21 protein-coding genes are annotated in these 18,159 nt (G+C 71.2%); 11 read left to right on the forward strand and 10 right to left on the reverse strand.

All coding sequences use genetic code 11. The annotated features are described in order from the left end of the window. Positions 1-96: 96 nt before the first annotated feature. On the forward strand, positions 97-693 hold the full coding sequence (locus tag ACFVR6_RS12290) for an SACE_7040 family transcriptional regulator (RefSeq protein ID WP_386963383.1): 597 nt from the start codon (positions 97-99) through the stop codon (positions 691-693). 29 nt (positions 694-722) lie between these two features. Here the strand turns inward: ACFVR6_RS12290 and ACFVR6_RS12295 are convergent, their stop codons facing one another. Genes ACFVR6_RS12295 through ACFVR6_RS12305 form a run of 3 tightly spaced genes read right to left on the reverse strand, consistent with a single transcriptional unit; the run spans position 723 to position 4,221 of the window. Then, the gene (locus ACFVR6_RS12295) at positions 723-2,081 is read right to left on the reverse strand and encodes a dihydrolipoamide acetyltransferase family protein (protein WP_386963385.1); all 1,359 of its coding nucleotides are present in this window, start codon (positions 2,079-2,081) and stop codon (positions 723-725) included. After that, positions 2,078-3,088 carry an alpha-ketoacid dehydrogenase subunit beta gene (locus tag ACFVR6_RS12300; protein ID WP_386963387.1) on the reverse strand — a complete coding sequence of 337 codons (1,011 nt, stop codon included), beginning with the start codon at positions 3,086-3,088 and terminating at the stop codon, positions 2,078-2,080. Before ACFVR6_RS12300 ends, ACFVR6_RS12295 begins: the two co-directional genes overlap by 4 nt. After that, complete coding sequence (locus ACFVR6_RS12305; protein WP_386963390.1) at positions 3,085-4,221, reverse strand: thiamine pyrophosphate-dependent dehydrogenase E1 component subunit alpha; 1,137 nt, start codon at positions 4,219-4,221, stop codon at positions 3,085-3,087. Before ACFVR6_RS12305 ends, ACFVR6_RS12300 begins: the two co-directional genes overlap by 4 nt. A gap of 169 nt (positions 4,222-4,390) precedes the next feature. Between ACFVR6_RS12305 and ACFVR6_RS12310 the strand changes: the two genes are divergently transcribed. After that, positions 4,391-4,864: an Lrp/AsnC family transcriptional regulator gene (locus ACFVR6_RS12310; protein WP_386963392.1), complete on the forward strand. Its 474-nt coding sequence runs from the start codon at positions 4,391-4,393 to the stop codon at positions 4,862-4,864. Here ACFVR6_RS12310 and ACFVR6_RS12315 read toward each other — a convergent pair. After that, entirely contained in the window at positions 4,836-5,945 is a 1,110-nt protein-coding gene (locus ACFVR6_RS12315) for a DMT family transporter (RefSeq protein ID WP_386963394.1), read from the reverse strand. The two genes, ACFVR6_RS12310 and ACFVR6_RS12315, sit on opposite strands and share 29 nt — an antisense overlap. A 73-nt stretch (positions 5,946-6,018) precedes the next feature. On the opposite strand from ACFVR6_RS12315, the gene ACFVR6_RS12320 reads away from it, so the two are divergent. Then, a complete protein-coding gene (locus ACFVR6_RS12320; protein WP_386963396.1) occupies positions 6,019-6,579 on the forward strand; it encodes a CGNR zinc finger domain-containing protein in 561 nt (186 codons plus the stop codon). On the opposite strand, the gene ACFVR6_RS12325 is transcribed toward ACFVR6_RS12320, so the two are convergent. After that, positions 6,539-7,438 carry an alpha/beta fold hydrolase gene (locus ACFVR6_RS12325; RefSeq protein WP_386963398.1) on the reverse strand — a complete coding sequence of 300 codons (900 nt, stop codon included), beginning with the start codon at positions 7,436-7,438 and terminating at the stop codon, positions 6,539-6,541. The two genes, ACFVR6_RS12320 and ACFVR6_RS12325, sit on opposite strands and share 41 nt — an antisense overlap. 72 nt (positions 7,439-7,510) lie before the next feature. Here ACFVR6_RS12325 and ACFVR6_RS12330 point away from each other — a divergent pair, with 72 nt between their 5' ends. Then, a complete protein-coding gene (locus ACFVR6_RS12330; protein ID WP_386963400.1) occupies positions 7,511-8,254 on the forward strand; it encodes a 3'-5' exonuclease in 744 nt (247 codons plus the stop codon). Positions 8,255-8,310: 56 nt separating this feature from the next. Here the strand turns inward: ACFVR6_RS12330 and ACFVR6_RS12335 are convergent, their stop codons facing one another. From ACFVR6_RS12335 to glgA, 3 genes are all read right to left on the reverse strand, one after another. Continuing rightward, positions 8,311-8,562, reverse strand: a complete 252-nt coding sequence (locus tag ACFVR6_RS12335) for a type B 50S ribosomal protein L31 (RefSeq protein WP_386963402.1) — start codon at positions 8,560-8,562, stop codon at positions 8,311-8,313. Between the two features lie 98 nt (positions 8,563-8,660). After that, a complete protein-coding gene (locus ACFVR6_RS12340; protein WP_386963404.1) occupies positions 8,661-9,455 on the reverse strand; it encodes an ABC transporter ATP-binding protein in 795 nt (264 codons plus the stop codon). A gap of 9 nt (positions 9,456-9,464) precedes the next feature. Further along, complete coding sequence (gene glgA, locus ACFVR6_RS12345) at positions 9,465-10,658, reverse strand: glycogen synthase (protein ID WP_386963406.1); 1,194 nt, start codon at positions 10,656-10,658, stop codon at positions 9,465-9,467. Positions 10,659-10,734: 76 nt separating this feature from the next. Here glgA and glgC point away from each other — a divergent pair, with 76 nt between their 5' ends. From glgC to ACFVR6_RS12360, 3 genes are read left to right on the forward strand one after another with little or no spacing between them, the layout of a single operon-like run. Next, positions 10,735-11,979, forward strand: coding sequence for a glucose-1-phosphate adenylyltransferase (gene glgC / locus ACFVR6_RS12350; RefSeq protein ID WP_386963408.1), 1,245 nt, complete (start codon positions 10,735-10,737; stop codon positions 11,977-11,979). 32 nt (positions 11,980-12,011) lie between these two features. After that, entirely contained in the window at positions 12,012-12,644 is a 633-nt protein-coding gene (gene serB / locus ACFVR6_RS12355) for a phosphoserine phosphatase SerB (protein WP_386963802.1), read from the forward strand. Positions 12,645-12,686: 42 nt separating this feature from the next. Then, a complete protein-coding gene (locus tag ACFVR6_RS12360; protein ID WP_386963410.1) occupies positions 12,687-13,376 on the forward strand; it encodes an alpha/beta fold hydrolase in 690 nt (229 codons plus the stop codon). A gap of 46 nt (positions 13,377-13,422) precedes the next feature. Here the strand turns inward: ACFVR6_RS12360 and fabG are convergent, their stop codons facing one another. Continuing rightward, positions 13,423-14,133, reverse strand: coding sequence for a 3-oxoacyl-ACP reductase FabG (gene fabG, locus ACFVR6_RS12365; protein ID WP_386963412.1), 711 nt, complete (start codon positions 14,131-14,133; stop codon positions 13,423-13,425). Between the two features lie 115 nt (positions 14,134-14,248). Here fabG and ACFVR6_RS12370 point away from each other — a divergent pair, with 115 nt between their 5' ends. The 4 genes from ACFVR6_RS12370 to ACFVR6_RS12385 are packed head-to-tail and all read left to right on the forward strand — an operon-like array spanning position 14,249 to position 16,396. Continuing rightward, complete coding sequence (locus ACFVR6_RS12370; protein ID WP_386963414.1) at positions 14,249-14,881, forward strand: DUF4190 domain-containing protein; 633 nt, start codon at positions 14,249-14,251, stop codon at positions 14,879-14,881. A 50-nt stretch (positions 14,882-14,931) separates the two neighbouring features. After that, positions 14,932-15,297: a DUF3099 domain-containing protein gene (locus ACFVR6_RS12375; protein WP_386963416.1), complete on the forward strand. Its 366-nt coding sequence runs from the start codon at positions 14,932-14,934 to the stop codon at positions 15,295-15,297. Continuing rightward, a complete protein-coding gene (locus ACFVR6_RS12380) occupies positions 15,294-15,497 on the forward strand; it encodes a hypothetical protein (protein ID WP_386963418.1) in 204 nt (67 codons plus the stop codon). Before ACFVR6_RS12375 ends, ACFVR6_RS12380 begins: the two co-directional genes overlap by 4 nt. Then, positions 15,494-16,396 carry an SURF1 family cytochrome oxidase biogenesis protein gene (locus tag ACFVR6_RS12385; protein WP_386963419.1) on the forward strand — a complete coding sequence of 301 codons (903 nt, stop codon included), beginning with the start codon at positions 15,494-15,496 and terminating at the stop codon, positions 16,394-16,396. The genes ACFVR6_RS12380 and ACFVR6_RS12385 overlap by 4 nt, the downstream gene beginning before the upstream one ends. A gap of 6 nt (positions 16,397-16,402) precedes the next feature. On the opposite strand, the gene ACFVR6_RS12390 is transcribed toward ACFVR6_RS12385, so the two are convergent. Next, positions 16,403-18,001: an ABC-F family ATP-binding cassette domain-containing protein gene (locus ACFVR6_RS12390; protein ID WP_386963420.1), complete on the reverse strand. Its 1,599-nt coding sequence runs from the start codon at positions 17,999-18,001 to the stop codon at positions 16,403-16,405. Positions 18,002-18,159: the final 158 nt, after the last annotated feature.

Raw genomic sequence — 18,159 nt, forward strand, 5'->3', positions numbered from 1 at the left:
CGACGTCACGATCGCGTCACACCGGCTTGTGAGCCGTGCGGCGCGCATGGTTAGTTGGCATTAACCGAGACTTCAGGTTAGCGAGGATTAACTGAGATGACAACGGGACTGACCGAGCGCAGCCGCGCCAAGGCCGACCGGCAGGCAGCTCTCCTGCGCGAGGCGGCCCGGCTGTTCGCCGACCGCGGGTTCGCGGGGGTGAGCCTGGAGGACCTGGGCACGGCGGTCGGCATCACCGGCCCCGCCGTCTACCGTCACTTCCCCAACAAACGGGCCCTGCTGGGGGCCATCCTCGTCGGTGTCAGCCACACCCTGCGCGACGGCGGGCGCGGTGTCGTGGATGCCGGGGGCGACGCCGACGACGTGCTCGACGCCCTCATCGCCTTCCATGTCGACTTCGCCCTGGCGTCGGCCGACGTCATTCGGGTGCAGGACCGCGAACTCGACAACCTCAGCGACGCCGACCGCCACACGGTGCGCCGTCTGCAGCGTGAGTACGTCGAGCTGTGGGTGCAGGTGCTCACCGCGCGTCGTCCGTCGCTCACGGCGCGCGAGCAGCGGGTGCGCGCCCACGCGTGCTTCGGACTGATCAATTCCACGCCCCACAGCCTGCGGGTCGCCCGCGACACCGCGGCCGACGTCGACGTGCGCGCCATCCTGCGCACGATGGCACGAGCGAGCCTCACCGCCTGAGCCGCGGGGCCTGCACCGCCGACGGCCGATCAGGCGACCAGCAGTGCCCGGGCGGGCTGGCGCAGGAGTGCCGCCACATCGGCGAGGAACCGCGCCCCCTGCTCGCCGTCGACGAGCCGATGGTCGAACGACAGACTCAGGGTCAGCACGTCCCGCAGCGCCACCTGCCCCTCGTGCTCCCACGGGGTGCGCCGCACCGTGCCGAGGGCGAGGATGCCCGCCTCCCCCGGATTGAGGATCGGCGTACCGGCATCCACGCCGAAGACCCCGACGTTGGTGATCGTGAAGGTGCCGCCGGCGAGCGCGGCGGGCTGGGTGCGCCCGGCCCGCGCCGTCTCGGCGAGTCCGGCGATCGCGTCGGCGAGCGCGGTGAGTGTCAGCGCACCGGCATCCTTCACGTTGGGTACGACCAGACCCCGACCGGTCGCCGCGGCGATGCCGAGGTTCACCCGGCCGAACTGCACGATCTCCTCCCCCTCCCATCGGGAGTTGAGCATCGGATGCCGCGGCAGGGTGAGGCACACCGCCTTCGCCGCGACCGCGAGGATGCCGATGCGGTGGGCGGCGAGCGCGCGGTCGTCCCGCAGCGATGCGAGCAGACGCGTGGTCTCGGTGACGTCGACGGTGAGGAACACCGTCGCGTGCGGTGCCGTGAAGGCGCTGTGCACCATCGCCTCGGCGGTGAACCGGCGCACTCCCCGCACGGGGATGCGGGTGTCCCCGCGATCGGTGACGGCCGGCGACACGGCCTCCGGGTGTTCGGCAGGTGCCGCCGCCTGTCCCGCGGCGAACGCCTCGACGTCGGCACGGGTGACGAGCCAGTCGTGACCGGTGGGGGTCACGCGCGCCAGGTCGACGCCCAGCTCCTTCGCCAGGCGGCGCACCGGCGGCGTGGATCGCGGCCGGTCGGTGCGTGCCGGTTCGGGCTCGAGGGTGCGCACCGCGTCGTGCGGGGCCGCCTGCCGCACCTCCGCGTCCCCGGCGCCTCCCGCGCTCGCCGCACGGCGACGCCGCTGCGGGCGGCCGGCGGCTGCCGGTGCGGCGCCGTAGCCGACGAGGTTCGGGCGCGGGGTGTCGGTCGCCGCGACTTCGGGCGTGGCTGCGGCCGTCGTGGCGGCACCGGTGTCCCCGTCGTCGGCACCCTCGTCACCCACGACATCGACGGACATGATCACGCTCCCCACCGCGATCACGTCCCCCGCCGCGGCGTGCAGGATCGTGATGCGCCCCGCGTGCGGCGACGGCAGCTCGACGATGGCCTTGGCGGTCTCCACCTCGGCGATGGTCTGGTTGAGCGTGACGTCGTCGCCCTCTGCGACCAGCCACTGCACGAGCTCGGCCTCGGGCAGGCCCTCGCCGAGATCGGGCAGGCGGAACTCGGCGATCACAGCTGCACCCCCGAGAGGCTGTGCGGACGATCGAGGACGCGGTCGACGGCATCGAGGATGCGGTCGAGGTCGGGGAGGTGGTGCCCTTCGAGCTTGGCGGGCGGGTAGGGGATGTCGTGCCCGGTGACCCGCACCGGGGCAGCCTCGAGGTGGTCGAAGCAGCGCTCGGTGATGCTCGCGGCGACCTCCGCTCCCACGCCCGCCTCCCCCGGCGCCTCGTGCGTGATCACGACCCGCCCGGTCTTGCGCACCGAGGCGGCCACCGTGCCGTAGTCGACCGGTGAGAGCGAGCGCAGGTCGACGACCTCCAGCGACAGTCCGTCGTCCTCGGCGGCGGTCGCCGCCTGCAGCGCCGTCGACACCTGAGCGCCGTAGGTGACGATCGTCGCGTCGCTCCCCTCCCGCACGACGCGCGCGAGCCCCATGGGCGCGGTGTCGGCGAGGTCGGCCTCGAGGTCCACGGCGCCCTTGGCGTGGTAGAGCCGCTTCGGCTCGAAGAAGACGACGGGATCATCGGACGCGATCGCCTGCCGCAGCATGACGTAGGCGTCGGCGGAGTTCGACACCGCCACGACCCGCAGGCCCGACGTGTGCACGAAGTAGGCCTCGGGCGACTCGGAGTGATGCTCGGCGGCACCGACCCCGCCCGCCCAGGGCACCCGGATGGTCAGCGGCATCCGCACCGCCCCGCGCGTGCGGTAGTGCAGCTTCGCGACCTGACAGACGATCTGGTCGAAGGCGGGATAGATGAAGCCGTCGAACTGGATCTCGACGACCGGGCGGAAGCCGCGGAAGGCCAGCCCCACCGCGGCACCCACGATGCCCGACTCCGCCAGCGGCGTGTCGATGACCCGGTTCTTGCCGTAGGCGGCCAGCAGCCCGTCCGTCACCCGGAAGACGCCGCCGAGCCTGCCGACGTCCTCCCCCATGACCAGGACCGAGGGGTCGTCGGCGAGGGCGCGGTGCAGGGCGGCGTTCAGGGACTTCGCCATGGTGAGTTCGGTCATCGCTGCTCCTCCTCGAAGCCGTCGAGGTAGGCCGCGTAGGCGCGGCGCTGCCGTTCGAGCCCGGTGTGCGGCGCGGCGTACACCTCGTCGAAGATCGTGAGCGGGTCGCGGGTGCGCGCCGACAGGCAGGCGGAGCGCATCCGGGCCGCCAGGCGGTCGGCGTCGCCGGCGATGTCCGCGACGACGGTGTCATCGAGGGCCCCGCGGGCGCGCAGCAGGATCTCCACGCGCGCGATGGGGTCGCGGCCGCGCCACAGCTCCAGCTCGGCGGGGTCGCGGTAGCGGGTGGGGTCGTCCGCCGTCGTGTGGGGGCCCATGCGGTAGGTCACCGCCTCGATGTAGGCGGGGCCGGCGCCCGAGCGTGCGTGCTCCAGCGCCCAGCGCATCGCCGCGAAACCGGCGAGCACGTCGTTGCCGTCGATGCGCAGGCTCGGGATGCCGAAGGCGGGCGGGCGGGCGGCCAGCGGGGTGCGCGACTGCACGGCGACCGGCTCCGAGATGGCCCACTGGTTGTTGGAGCAGACGAACACGACGGGTGCGCCGAAGGATGCCGCGAACACCATCGCCTCGTTGACGTCACCCTGGCTCGACGCGCCGTCCCCGAAGTAGGCGACCGCCGCGTCGTCCGAGGCCTGCCCGTCGGCAGCGGGCGTGCGCTGGATGCCCATGGCGTATCCGACGGCGTGGAGGGTCTGCGCGCCGATGATGATCTGCGGTCCCGCGGTGTTGCGGGCGAACGGGTCGCCCATCGACTGCTCCTCGCCGCGCCACACCTCCACGAGATGGGCGGGCGTCGCGCCGCGCACGAGCTGCACGCCGAGCTCCCGGTAGCTGGGGAAGACGAAGTCGCTCTCCCGCAGCGCGCGCGCCGTGCCGATCTGCACCGCCTCCTGACCGAGGCACGGCGCCCACAGGCCCAGCTGTCCCTGGCGCTGGAGCGCGACTCCCTCGGTGTCGAGCCGGCGGGTGCGCACCATGTCCCGGTACAGATCGACCAGCAGCATGTCGTCGACGTCGCGGGCCCAGGGGTCGAGCGTGGCATCCGCCACGCGCTCGCCGGTGGGCGTGATGAGCCGGGCCACCGACCCGACGTCGGTCGCGGGCTCAGCCGCGGTGCTCGGGGAATACGTCATCGTCACCCTCCGTCCCGGCCGTCCTCGTGAGACCGCCGTCGCGTGTGCGCCGGCCTCGTCGCCGACTCCGGTGAGCGTACGTCTGGCGAGCACGTAGCTCAAGCATCCTGGGCTCCACTGAGCATGTTGCGCAAATAGTACGCCCGACGGCGTGCTATCGTTTGGCACTATGACATCCCTGGACCACGTCGACCTCGCCCTCCTGGACGCTCTCGCCGAGGACCCGCGCGCCACCGTGGTGGCCCTGGCCGATCGGCTCGGGATGTCCCGCAACACGGTGCAGGCGCGTATGTCGAAGCTCGACCGTGCCGGGGTGTTCCTGTCCTACGAGCGAGCCATCGCCCCCAGCGCCCTGGGCTACCCGATCGAGGCGATGCTCGAGGTCGTGGTGACCCAGGCCGACCTGCCGCAGATCACGCAGCGCATCGCTGAGATCCCCGAGGTGATCCAGGCGCACGGTGTGAGCGGGCAGGTCGATCTCGTCGTGCGCGTCGCCGCACGCGACACGCAGCACCTGTTCGACATCGACGCGCGCATCCTCGGCATCGACGGCGTCGAGCGCACCGAGACTTCGCTCGTCATGGGCGAAGTGATCGGCTACCGGGTGCGACCGCTCATGGCGCTGGCCGAGCGGGAGCGCTGAGCGCAGCCGCAGCCGCGGCGCGCAGCTGCGCCCGCGTCGCCGGGACAGGCGCCGGTGGCGCGGGTGCCTCCGCCGCCGGCACGATCGGGATCGACCCCGTCGGCAGGCCCGGGACCACCTGGGCCGCGCCGGGCTCGGCGGCCGCGGCATCCAGACGCACCAGCACGACGCCGGTGAGAATGAGCGCACCGCCGGCGAACTGGATCGGCGCCGGGGCCTCCCCCAGCACCAGCCACGCCACCATCAGCGTGAACAGCACTTCGGACAGCCCCACGAACGAGGCCAGTCGCGCCCCCGTGCGCGGCACCGCCATGACGCCCAGCGCGTAGCCGAGCGTCGTGCCGACCGCTCCCACCCAGCCGAGCGGGACGTACCAGGGCAGGGTCATGCCGGCGAGCTCCACCGTGACGGCGGGCGCGTGGAAGGGCAGCACGCCCGCGAGCATCAGCACCCCGACGAGCGCGGCGCCGACGATCAACCCGCCGGCGGCGAGGGCGAGCGGCGGCATCCGGTCTCCGGCGCGCTCGGCGATCGCGAAGTAGCCCGCCGCGCAGACGGCGGCGCCGAGCGCCAGCAGCGTGCCAAGAAGGTCGAAGCGGGCGCCGGTGAGGTCGACGACGAGCACCAACCCGCCCATGGCCAGCACCGACCCGCCCACGACGAGCTTCGAGGGCGCCCGGCGGCTGCGCAGCCACACCCAGAGCACGAGCAGCACCGGGGCGACGTACTGGATGAGGAGGGCCACGGCCACCGGCATCCGCTGCATGGCCGCGAAGTAGAACAGCTGGCAGCCGGCGACGGCGGTCAGCCCGAACGCGACGATGATGAAGCCGTGCCGCCGGATGAAGCCGCGCTCCCGCCGGAGCGCCCGCACGAGCGCCGGCGAGAGGATGAGGCCCGCAAGCGACATGCGCACCAGCAGCGCCGCGCCGAGCGACCAGCCCGCCTCCAGGAGCGGTTTGATGAACGGCCCGCTGGCCGAGAACGCCAGCGCCGAGGCGACGGCCATGACGAGCCCCGAGGTCGCGACGCGGCGCGGCGCGGCGGCCACGGAAGGAATGGGAGCGGTGTGCGTGGTCATGCGGTGCCGGTCTGTCAGGAGTGTCGTGTAGGTTCACTCGTGACAGTACGCCCCGCCGCCGTCAGGAGTCAATGTGGTCTTTGCTCGTGACACCCGCCGTTCCCTCGCGGCGGCCGTCGACCTGGTCAACACCCTCCCCGTCACCGATGTGGATCGCGTGGACCGACTGGTGACGCCCGACGATCTGCGGGCGTACCTCGCCGATCATCCCTACACCGGGTCGTTCACGCGCGACCAGGCCGAGGTCGATGCCGTGCGCGCGATCCGGCCCCGGCTGCGTGGCCTCTGGGTCACTGATCGCGAGGGCGCGGTCCCCCTCGTGAACGCCATGCTCCGCGACGCCAACGCCCTCCCCCAGCTGGTCATCCACGAGGGCTACGACTGGCACATCCACGCCACAGGCGACGACGAGGGCCTGGCGACCCGCATCCTCGTGGAGACGGCCATGGCGTTCGTCGACATCATCCGCTCCGACGAGTACGACCGCCTCCGGGTGTGCGCCGCCGACGACTGCCTGTCGGTGTACGTCGACTATTCCAAGAACGGCTCGAAGCGCTACTGCGACACCGGCAACTGCGGCAACCGCATGAACGTCAACGCGTACCGTCGGCGGAAGGCTGCAGAAACGACCTGATCGCCTCGGCCGCCGGCCGCGGCGTCTCGTAGTGGATGAGGTGGCCGACCCCGTCGATCTCGACCAGGCGCGCATCGGGGAAGAGAGTCACCAGGTGACGCTCCGCCTCGATCGGGGTGATGTCGTCCTGCACGGCGGCGACCAGCAGCGTCGGCTGGGTGATCGCGGGCGCGTGCGCGCGGATGTCGTTGGACACCGACGCGAGGAACGCGTCGTGCAGCACCTCGCGGTCGGCGAACCGGGAGAAGTAGGTGTCGTGCTGGTCGTGCACGAAGCGGCGCAGCTCCCGGTCGCGGGTCTTGGCCATCGACGCGCTCATGACCCGCACGACCAGGCGACTGCGCAGCACCGCCTCGCCGAGCGGGCGGGGCAGGCGTGCGCCCGCCCAGTAGTAGAACACCGCGAGGCGGGTGAGGATGCCGCGGGGCCCCTCCAGCGCCGGAGCGCCGATCGGGTTGACGAGGATCACCCGCGGGGCCTGCAGGCCATCGGCGACCGCCGCAGCGACCACGATCGAGCCGAAGGAGTGACCGAGGATCACCGCGCCGGGCGCCGTCGCTGCGACGAAGTCGGTGAGCCACTGCGCGTAGGCGGCCAGGTCGTGGCGGCGACCGGGCAGGGGCGCCGTCTCGCCGAACCCCGGCAGGTCGGGCATGATCACGCGGATGCCGTCGAGGTGGGCGACGACGGGCTCCAGGCCGTGGTGCTCTCCGCGGAACCCGTGCACCGCGACGATCACCTGGGCGGCGTCGTCGGGTCCGTACTCCCAGTAGGCGGTCGTCCCGCCCTGCACCGCGACCTCGCGGCGACGCACCGGGATGCGCGCGAGAGACGGGGCATACGGGTGCACGGCGGTCATCCCACGATTCTACGAGCCGACAGGCGGTGTGCCTGCCCGGCGATGTCGCCGGTCGCCTTTAGCGTTGTCGGTATGACGACGTGGCAACCCGAGCCGCTCCTCGACTTCCCCGAGCCCGAGCGCATCCCCGCCTGGACGCGACTGGTGGGAGTGTTCGACCTCGAGACCACCGGCGTCGACGTCGAGACCGATCGCATCGTCACGGCACACGTCGGGGTCATCGACGGCTCCGGTGCCGTCGTGCACGCCCGCGACTGGCTCGCCGACCCCGGCGTGGACATCCCCGAGGGCGCGACGGCGGTGCACGGCATCACGACCGAGCACGCCCGCAGCGAGGGCCGGGCCGCCTCCGAGGTCGTCGCCGACGTCGTCGACGCGCTGCGCGGGCTGTTCGCCGCCGGCATCCCCGTCGTCGCCTACAACGCCTGCTACGACTTCTCGCTGCTCAGACACGAAGCGGTGCGCCACGGCATCCCGGCACTGAAGAACCCGGCGCCGATCATCGACCCGCTCGTGCTCGACAAGGCGCACGACCGCTACCGACGCGGCAAGCGCACGCTCGAGGCCGTCGCCGCCCACTACGCCGTGCCGCTGGAGGGTGCCCACGACGCGTGCGCCGACGCCGTCGCCGCGGGCAGGGTGGCGCAGGCGCTGGCCGAGCGCTTCGGCGCGCAGCTGCCGCCGACGGCGGCCGAGCTGCACACGCGGCAGATCGGCTGGGCACGCGCGCAGGCGGCGAGCCTGACGGAGTACTTCATCAAGGTCGGCCGGCTCGACCCCGACGACGCGCTCGACGGCAGCTGGCCGGTGCGCTGAATCCCCGGCACAACGAAAGAAGGCCCCGCCGAAGCGGGGCCTTCTTTCGCGGCGACTTACTTGCTGCCGAAGTTCTTGAAGCGCTGGTTGAACTTCTCGACGCGACCGGCCGAGTCCATGATGCGCTGCTTGCCCGTGTAGAACGGGTGCGAAGCCGACGAGATCTCCACGTCGATGACGGGGTACTCGGTGCCCTCGAATTCGACGGTCTTGTCGCTGGTGACCGTGGAACGGGTGAGGAACAGTTCGCCCGAGCCGAGGTCGCGGAACACGACGGGCCGGTAGTCGGGGTGGATGTCAGTCTTCATGAGATGTCCTTGAGGTGGTGTTCTGGATTTTGCCAGAACGGTCAAAGTCTGAAGGTGCGAGCGCACCAATGGACGATTCTACCAGCCCCTGAGCAGAGTCAGGAACCGGCGAGTTCGGCACGTGCGGCGTAGCGGCCACCCTCGACGTGCAGGGCGATCGGCATGCCGAACGTCTCGCCGAGGTTCTCGGCCGTGAGCGTGTCGGCGACGGGGCCGGCGGCCACCACCGCGCCCTCGCGCAGCAGCAGCACATGGGTGAAGCCGACCGGGATCTCCTCCACGTGGTGCGTCACCATCACCATGGCCGGGGTCGTCGGCGCCTGCGCGTAGCCGCTGAGCAGGCCCAGGAGCTCTTCGCGTGCGCCGAGGTCCAGGCTCGCGGTCGGCTCGTCGAGCAGAAGCAGTTCGGGGTCGGTCATGACCGCACGGGCGATCTGCACGCGCTTCTGCTCGCCGTCGGACAGCGTGCCGAAGGTGCGGTCGGCGAGGTGGTCGAGCTTCCACTCGGCCAGCACGCGCAGCGCACGACGCTCGTCGATGTCCTCGTACGCCTCGTTCCACCGGCCGAGCACCGAGAACGCCGCCGTCAGCACGACGTTGAGCACGGTCTCCTCGGGCGGCACCCGGCGGGCCATCGCCGACGAGGCGAAGCCGATGCGCGGACGCAGTTCGAACACGTCGGTGCGACCGAGCCGCTCGCCGAGGATCGTCGCCACACCAGAGGTCGGGTGCAGTAGCGACGCCGCCAGCTGCAGGATGGTGGTCTTGCCGGCGCCGTTGGGGCCGAGGATCACCCACCGCTGGTCGTCGGTGACGGTCCAGTCGACATGATCGACGATGTTCCGGGCGTTCCGGCGAACGACGACGTCGGAGAACTCGAGAACTTCAGGCATGACTCCAGCCTATCGGCCGGCGCCGCTGACCTCCGCGTACAGCGCGGCCGTGGTGTCGGCGATCGCCTGCCAGCTGAAGTCCTCGGCGGCGCGTGTGCGGCCCGCGCGGCCGTACTCGGCGGCGCGTTGCGGATCCGAGACGACCTCGGTGAGCACCGCGGCGAGATCGGCGACGTACCGATCGGGGTCCTTCGGGGTGCCGGTGCCGTCCTGCACTTGGTCGATGGGGACGAGGCGCCCCGTCACGCCGTCGGCGACGACCTCGGGGATGCCACCGGTCGCGGTGCCCACGACGGCCGCCCCGCACGCCATCGCCTCGAGGTTCACGATGCCCAGCGGCTCGTACACCGACGGGCACACGAAGGTCGTCGCGGCCGACAGCAGTGTGCACAGCTCGTGGCGCGACAGGTGCCGGTCGATCCACACGACGCCCGATCGGGTCTCCTGCAGACCGCGCACGAGCTCCTCGACCTCGGCCATGATCTGCGGGGTGTCGGGGGCTCCCGCGCACAGCACCAGCTGCACCTCCGGCGGCAGCAGCGCGGCCGCCCGCAGCAGGTACGGCAGGCCCTTCTGGCGCGTGATGCGGCCGACGAAGACGACACTCGGCCGGGTGGCATCCACACCCAGCTGTGCCAGCAGCTCGGGGTCGGACACCGGATGCCACGCGTCGACGTCGATGCCGTTGTAGATGACGCGCACCTTGTCTGGGTCCAGCGCCGGGTAGCTGCGCAGGATGTCCTGCCGCATGCCCTCGCTCACGGCGACGATCGCGGCCGCACCCTCGTAGGCGGTCTTCTCGATGTAGCTGGAGACGGCGTACCCGCCGCCGAGCTGCTCGGCCTTCCACGGCCGCAGCGGCTCGAGCGAGTGGGCCGTGACGATGTGCGGGATGCCGTGCAGGAGCGAGGCCAGGTGACCGGCGAAGTTCGCGTACCAGGTGTGGCTGTGCACGACGTCGGCGCCGGCGACGTCGCCGACGATCTCGAGGTCGGTGCCGAGGGTCTGCACGGCGGCGTTGGCCGTCGACAGCTCTGCGGGCACACCGTAGGACGCGGTGCCGTCTTCGTCACGCTCGGCGCCGAACGCACGCACCCGCACGTCGAGCTGCGTGCGCAGCGCCTTCACGAGCTCGGTGACGTGGACTCCCGCGCCGCCGTAGATCTCCGGCGGGTATTCCTTCGTGACGATGTCGACGCGCATGCCACGAACGCTAGTACACGCGCAAGGTGTCGCGCCGTGCTGGCCCGCTGCGGGGGCGGGGCAATAGTGTGGTGACATGCCTGCGACCCCGAAGGTCTTCGGAATCATCCTCGCTGGAGGCGAGGGCAAACGCCTCATGCCGCTCACCGCGGACAGAGCCAAACCAGCGGTGCCGTTCGGAGGCCAGTACCGCCTGATCGACTTCGCGATCTCCAACCTGATCAACTCGGGATTGCGTCAGATCGTCGTGCTCACGCAGTACAAGTCGCACAGCCTCGACCGTCACATCTCGCAGACCTGGCGCATGTCTCCGCTGCTGGATTCCTACGTCGCCTCTGTGCCCGCGCAGCAGCGGCTGGGCAAGCGCTGGTTCTCCGGCTCGGCCGACGCCATCCTGCAGAGCCTCAACCTCATCAACGACGAGAAGCCCGACATCGTCGTCGTCGTCGGCGCCGACCACGTCTACCGCATGGACTTCCGGCAGATGCTCGACGCGCACATCGCCTCGGGCCTGCCCGCCACCGTCGCCGGCATCCGCCAGCCGATCGCCATGGCGAACCAGTTCGGAGTCATCGAGGTCACCGACGACGATCCGACCAAGATCAACCGCTTCCTCGAGAAGCCGCAGGATCCCACCGGGCTCCCCGACGCGCCGCACGAGGTGCTCGCCTCGATGGGCAACTACATCTTCAACACCGACGCCCTCATCGCCGCCGTCGAGGCCGACGGCGAGGTCTCGACCTCCAACCACGACATGGGCGGCGACATCATCCCCTACTTCGTGGAGCGCGGTGAAGCCGGCGTCTACGACTTCAAACGCAACGAAGTGCCCGGCTCCAACGACCGCGACCGCGACTACTGGCGCGACGTCGGAACGATCGACTCGTTCTTCGACGCCCACATGGACCTCATCTCCACGCTGCCCGTGTTCAACCTGTACAACACCGACTGGCCGATCCACTCGCAGACCGTCAACTCGCCCCCGGCGAAGTTCGTGCGCGACTCGGTGGGACGCATGGGCAACGCGATCGACTCGATCGTCTCGCTCGGGTCGGTGCTGTCGGGCACGCACCTCGAACGCAGTGTGGTGGGGCCGTGGGCGCTCACCGGCGGCGGGTCGACCATCACCGACTCCGTGCTGTTCGAACACGTCGACATCGGCGCCGGTGCCCGGGTGCACCGGGCGATCCTCGACAAGAACGTCCGGCTGCTCGACGGCGCGACCGTCGGCGTCGATCGATCGCGCGACCTCTCACGGGGCTTCACGGTCACCGACTCCGGCATCACGATCGTCGGCAAGAACGTCGTCGTCGAGCGTTAGCACCACGCCGCGGGCGCTAGCGTGGAGGCGTGATGCCTGCCCGGTTCCTCGTCGTGTTCGACGCCGACTCCACACTCATCCGCAACGAGGTCATCGAGCTCATCGCCGATGAAGCCGGGCGCGGCGCCGAGGTGGCCGCCGCCACCGAAGCCGCCATGCGCGGCGAGGTGGACTTCGCCGCGAGCCTGCGTTCCCGCGTCGCCACGCTCGAGGGTGTGCCCGTGGCATCCTTCGCGCGCGTGCTGGCGCGGGTGGAGCCCACACCGGGCGTCCGGGAACTCATCGACGCGATCCACGAACGCGGCGGCGTCGCCGCCGTCGTGTCGGGCGGCTTCCACGAGATCCTCGACACCGTCGCCCCCGACCTGGGCGTCGACGTGTGGCGCGCGAACCGCCTCACGACCGCGGCCGACACCCTCACCGGCGTCGTCGACGGACCGATCGTGGATGCCGCGGGCAAGGCGGCGGCGCTGCGGGAATGGGCTGCCGCCCACGGCGTGCCCCTCTCCCGCACGATCGCGATCGGCGACGGTGCGAACGATCTGCAGATGATGGCGGCCGCCGGCCTCGGTCTTGCGTTCAACGCGAAGCCGGCGGTGCGCGCGCAGGCCGATCTCGTGATCGAGGCGGTCGATCTGCGGAAGGTCATCCCCCTCCTGCCCTGAGCGCCGGGCGCGGGTGTCGGATGCCGCTCCTACCCTGACCGCATGGACATCATCCTCATCCCCGGGCTCTGGCTCGACGCCTCATCGTGGGACGACGTCGTCCCCTCGCTCGTCGAGGCCGGCCACTCCCCCCGCCCGCTGACGCTTCCGGGCGTCGGCGCCACCGGCGCGGACAGCGCCGGCATCGGCATCGCCGACTGGGTCGACGCCGTCGTCGCCGAGATCGACCGGTCGGCCGGTCCCGTCGTGCTCGTCGGGCACAGTGGCGGCGGTAACGTCGCGTGGGGCGCGGCCGATGCCCGCCCCGATCGCGTGGCGCGCGTCGTGTTCGTCGACACCGTGCCGCCGCCGGACGGCGCCGACATCTCGGAGTTCCCGCTCGTCGACGGGGTCGTCCCCTTCCCTGGCTGGGATTTCTTCGACCACGACGACGTCGCCGACCTCGACGCCGAGGTGCGCGCGGCCACCGCGCCGCGCACCCGCAGCGTGCCGGGCCGTGTGCCCGCCGACACCCTCACGCTGCGCGATCCGCGACGGCACGGCGTGCCGGTGACGATCCTGTCCGGCGGCATGGACGCGCAGACGCTGCCGGCCATGCTCGCGCAGTGGCCGGCGTTCGACACCGAGTACACGGCCATCCGCGACGCACAGGTGGTGCGTCTCGGGTCGGGGCACTGGCCGCAGTTCTCGCAACCGCGCGCGCTCGGCGAGGCGATCGCCCGGGCGATCTGACCCCTGCCTCGCGGCCGGGCTGGGCGCCCCGGAGGTGCGCTGGAGCCTAGTGGCCCATGCCGAGACCGCCGTCGACCGGGATCACGGCACCGGAGATGTACGCGGCGTCGTCGGAGGCGAGCCAGGTGACCACTCCGGCCACCTCGTCGGGCGTCGCGAAGCGCCCCGCGGGGATGTTGCGCTTGTACTCGGCCTGCGTGTCCTCGGGCAGCGACGCCGTCATCTCGGTCTCGATGAAGCCGGGGGCCACGACGTTCGTCGTGATGCCGCGCCCACCGAGCTCGCGGGTGAGCGAGCGGGCGAACCCGACCAGACCGCTCTTGGAGGCGGCGTAGTTGGTCTGCCCGGCGGAGCCGTACAGGCCCACCACGCTGGAGATCAGGATGACCCGGCCCCAGCGCGCCCGCAGCATCCCCTTGGACGCCCGCTTGACGACGCGGAACGCACCGCCGAGGTTGGTGGCGACGACGGAGTCGAAGTCATCCTCCGACATGCGCATGAGCAACGTGTCCTTCGTGATGCCGGCGTTGGCGACGACGACCTCCACCGGGCCGAGCTGCTGCTCGACCTCGGTGAACGCGGCATCCACCGAGGCGGCGTCGGTCACGTCGGCGCGCACCGTCAGCGCACCCTCCGGGCCTTCGCCCGACCGGGCCGTCACCGCGACGCGGTGCCCCTCGGCCACGAAGCGCTCGGCGATGGCGCGGCCGATGCCGCGGTTGCCTCCGGTGACGAGGACGACGCGTGCAGTGGTCATGAACAGGCTCCCTGGGATGCGCGGACGTGAAACCGCCCCAGCCTATCGCCGCACCCGTTTGACACCCGCCGGTGGCACTGGGACGCTGGGACCAGGTTCTAGGAAAGGCACGCAGTTGAGCACTTCGGACAGCACTCCCCCCGCTGAGGGCGCGAACGAGCCGGCCGAGCCGACGTCGCCTCCCACGCCCCCGACCTACACGCCGCCGCCCGCGTACACCGCGCCGCCGGCGTACTCGCCGCCCGCCACGCCGCCGTACGGGGCGCAGCCGCCCTACGGTTCCCCGCCGGAGCAGCCCGCATACGGCCAGCCCGCCGAGCAGCCGTCTGGTCAGCCGGCCGAGCAGCCGCCCGCCTACGGCGCCCCCGCCGGGCAGCCGGGCGCCTACGGGCAGCCCGCCTACGGACAGCCCGCATACGGACAGCCCGCGTACGGACAGCCCGCGTACGGACAGCCGGCCTACGGCGGCGCATACGGCTACGGCGAAGCGAAGACCAACGTGCTCGCGCTCGTGTCGATGATCGCGAGCATCGCGGGAGTCACCGTGCTGCCCGTGCTCGGCTCGCTCGCCGGCGCCATCATGGGCCACATCGCCCTGCGGCAGATCGCGACCACCGGTGAGAAGGGCCGCGGCATGGCCCTCACCGGTGTGATCCTCGGCTGGGTGGGCCTGGCCCTGCTCATCCTGGTGATCGTGCTGATCGTGCTCTTCGCTCTCGCGGCATCCTCTCAGCGCCTCTACTACTGAGCCGACGTCGCGGCATCGGCCGGCCGCATGCGGCGTAGGCTTGATGCACCGTGAAGAAGTCGACCAGAGCGCAGTCTGCGACCTCGCTGCCGCCCGCCCCGCGGGACGAAGCGGGATCGCGGATGACCAACTACCTCGTCATGATGACCGTGCGTGCCACGTGCTTCGTGCTGATGGTGGTCGTCACGCCCTACGGATGGCACACGGCGGTGCTGGCGGTCGGTGCGATCGTGCTCCCCTACTTCGCGGTCGTGTTGGCCAACGTCGGCAAGGACACCCGGTCCACGCGAGCGGTGACCCCCGAGCGTGCGCTGCCCGCGGCCCCCACCGTGCCACCGACAGCGCCGGTGGAACGGCCGCACGTCATCCGTCTCGACGAACAGTCACCCCCCGAAGCAGGAGCCCCCGAGAAGTGAACGAGACCATCTGCTCCCGAGCGGGATGCCGGGAAGGGGCTCGTTGGCTCGTGGTGTGGCGCAACCCCCGCATCCACCCCGCCGATCGCCGCAAGACGTGGGCGGCGTGCGACGAGCACGTCGGCTACCTCCGCGACTACCTCGCGGCGCGGGACTTCCCCGTCGCGGTCGAAGCCCTCGCCGAAGCGGACGCATCGTGAGCCGGCGCCCGGCGCCCGCCGCCGTCCGCTGGTCCGGCTACGTCGTCGTCGCGATCCTGTTCGCGCTGGCGTGCGCCTACCTCTCGCAGTGGCAGTTCGCCCGCAACGAGGAGCGCACGTCGCAGCTGGACCTCGTGGCCGCCAATTACGATGCCGACCCGGTGCCGCTCGCCGAGCTGCTGCCCGCCGGCGGCGAGTTCGACCCGGGCGACCACTGGCATCCGGTCACCCTCGTGGGCGAGTACGACACCGACGCCCAGCTGCTCGTGCGCAACCGCCCCCACGGCGGCACCTCGGCATTCGAAGTGCTCGTGCCGTTCCACACCGACGACGGACGCGTCGTGATGGTCGACCGCGGCTGGGTTCCGCCGGGCGCCGACGGACCCGAGCCCGACGTGATCCCCGCCGCTCCCGAGGGACCGGCCGCGGTGGTCGTGAGACTGAAGGCAGGCGAAGCACTGCCGACCTCGGGACGCTCCGCGCCCGAGGGACAGGTCCCCACGATCCACCTGCCGCTCATCGCCGACACGATCGACGGCGGCGAGAACCTGGTGCTCGACGCCTACGGTCTGATGGTGCGCGAAGACCCGGCACCGGCGACCGCCCCGAACGCGATCGCCTCACCCTCCGAGGATCCGGGACCCCACCTGTCGTATGCGATCCAGTGGATCCTGTTCGCGATCATGGGCTTCGTCTTCATCGCGTACATGATCCGCTCCGAGCTGCGGCACCGGCGTGAGGACGCCGCCGACCGTGCCGATGCCGCCGCCGCGCTGGCGGCGGAGACGGACGCGGATGCCCCCGCTCCCCGGCCCGCACGCCGGCCGCGGCCGGTGAAGCAGCGGCGCGACCGCGATGCCGAGGACGAGGACGCCCTGCTGGACAGCGCCGGCCGCTGAGCCGAATCAGGCGAGGGTGATGAGGTCGGCGTAGTCGCGACCCCAGATGTCCTCGACGCCGTCGGGCAGGATGAGCACCCGCTCCGGGTTGAGCGCGTGCACGGCCCCCTCGTCGTGCGAGACGAGCACGACTGCGCCCTCGTAGTGCGACAGCGCGTCGAGGATCTCTTCGCGCGACGCGGGATCGAGGTTGTTGGTGGGCTCGTCGAGCAGCAGCATGTTGGCGCTGGAGACCACGAGCGTCGCGAGCGACAGGCGGGTCTTCTCGCCACCGGAGAGCACGGCGGCGGGCTTGAGCACATCGTCGCCCGTGAACAGGAACGACCCCAGCACCTTGCGCGCCTCGGTGGCGGTGATGTCGGGCGCTGCGGACATCATGTTCTCGAGCACCGACCGGTTGACGTCGAGGTTCTCGTGCTCCTGGGCGTAGTAGCCGATCTTGAGGCCGTGACCGGGCTGCAGCTCACCGGTGTCGGGCTTGTCGACGCCGGCGAGGATGCGCAGCAGCGTCGTCTTGCCGGCACCGTTGAGCCCGAGCACGACGACCTTCGAGCCGCGGTCGATCGCGAGATCGACGTCGGTGAAGATCTCCAGCGACCCGTACGACTTCGACAGACCCGTCGCCATGAGAGGCGTCTTGCCGCAGGGGGCGGGCTTGGGGAAGCGGAGCTTGGCGACGCGGTCTTCCTGACGCACATCGTCGAGGCCGGCGAGCATCTTCTCGGCACGGGCGACCATCTGGTGCGCTGCGGCCGCCTTCGACGCCTTCGCGCCGAACCGGGCCGCCTGCATCTGCAGCACGGTGGCCTTCTTCTCGACGTTGGCGCGCTCCTTCTTGCGGCGCTCCTCGTCGGCCACTCGCTGGCGCAGGTAGTTCTTCCAGTTCATGTTGTAGACGTCGATCACCTGGCGGTTGGCGTCGAGGTAGAACACGCGGTTGACCGTCTCGCCGACCAGCTCCACATCGTGGGAGATGACGATGAGGCCGCCCTTGTAGTTCTTGAGGAACTCCCGCAGCCACACGACGCTGTCCGCGTCGAGGTGGTTCGTCGGCTCGTCGAGGATCATCGTCTCGGCGTCGGAGAACAGGATGCGCGCCAGCTCGATGCGCCGGCGCTGACCACCCGAGAGGGTCGACAGCGGCTGGTCGAGGATGCGGTCGGGAAGCGAGAGGTTGTGCGCGATGGTCGCCGCCTCCGCCTCTGCGGTGTACCCGCCGAGCGCTTCGAAGCGCTCGGTGAGGTTCGCGTAGCGCCGCATCGCCTTGGCGGCCACGGCGGGGTCGTCCGAGCCCATTTCGACGGATGCCTCGTGCATGCCGATCGCGAGCGTACCGAGCCCACGGGCATCGAGGATGCGGGTGCGAGCGAGCATCGCGGGGTCACCCGAGCGCGGGTCCTGCGGCAGGTAGCCGAGCTCTCCGGAGCGGTCGACGCGCCCTTCGGCGGGCGGCAGGTCGCCGGCGAGCACCTTGGTCAGAGTGGTCTTTCCCGCTCCGTTACGGCCGACGAGTCCGATCTTGTCTCCGTTGGACACGCGGAAGGAGACGTCCGACATGAGCACACGGGCGCCCACGCGGATCTCGAGGTCGTGCACGGCGAGCACAGCGAACGTCCGTTCCTAGAAGGGGGTGGTGGGATCTGGCACAGGGCCAGCCCCCCAGTATAGGTCGCACCACCTGTGCGCCCGCTCCTCACCCAAGACACCCCCACAGAGTGAGGCGGGTGCTACTCGAGAGGGATGTGCGTGCCGACGCCGGTTCG

Source organism: Microbacterium sp. NPDC058021 (genome assembly GCF_042885955.1).
Lineage (GTDB): Bacteria > Actinomycetota > Actinomycetes > Actinomycetales > Microbacteriaceae > Microbacterium.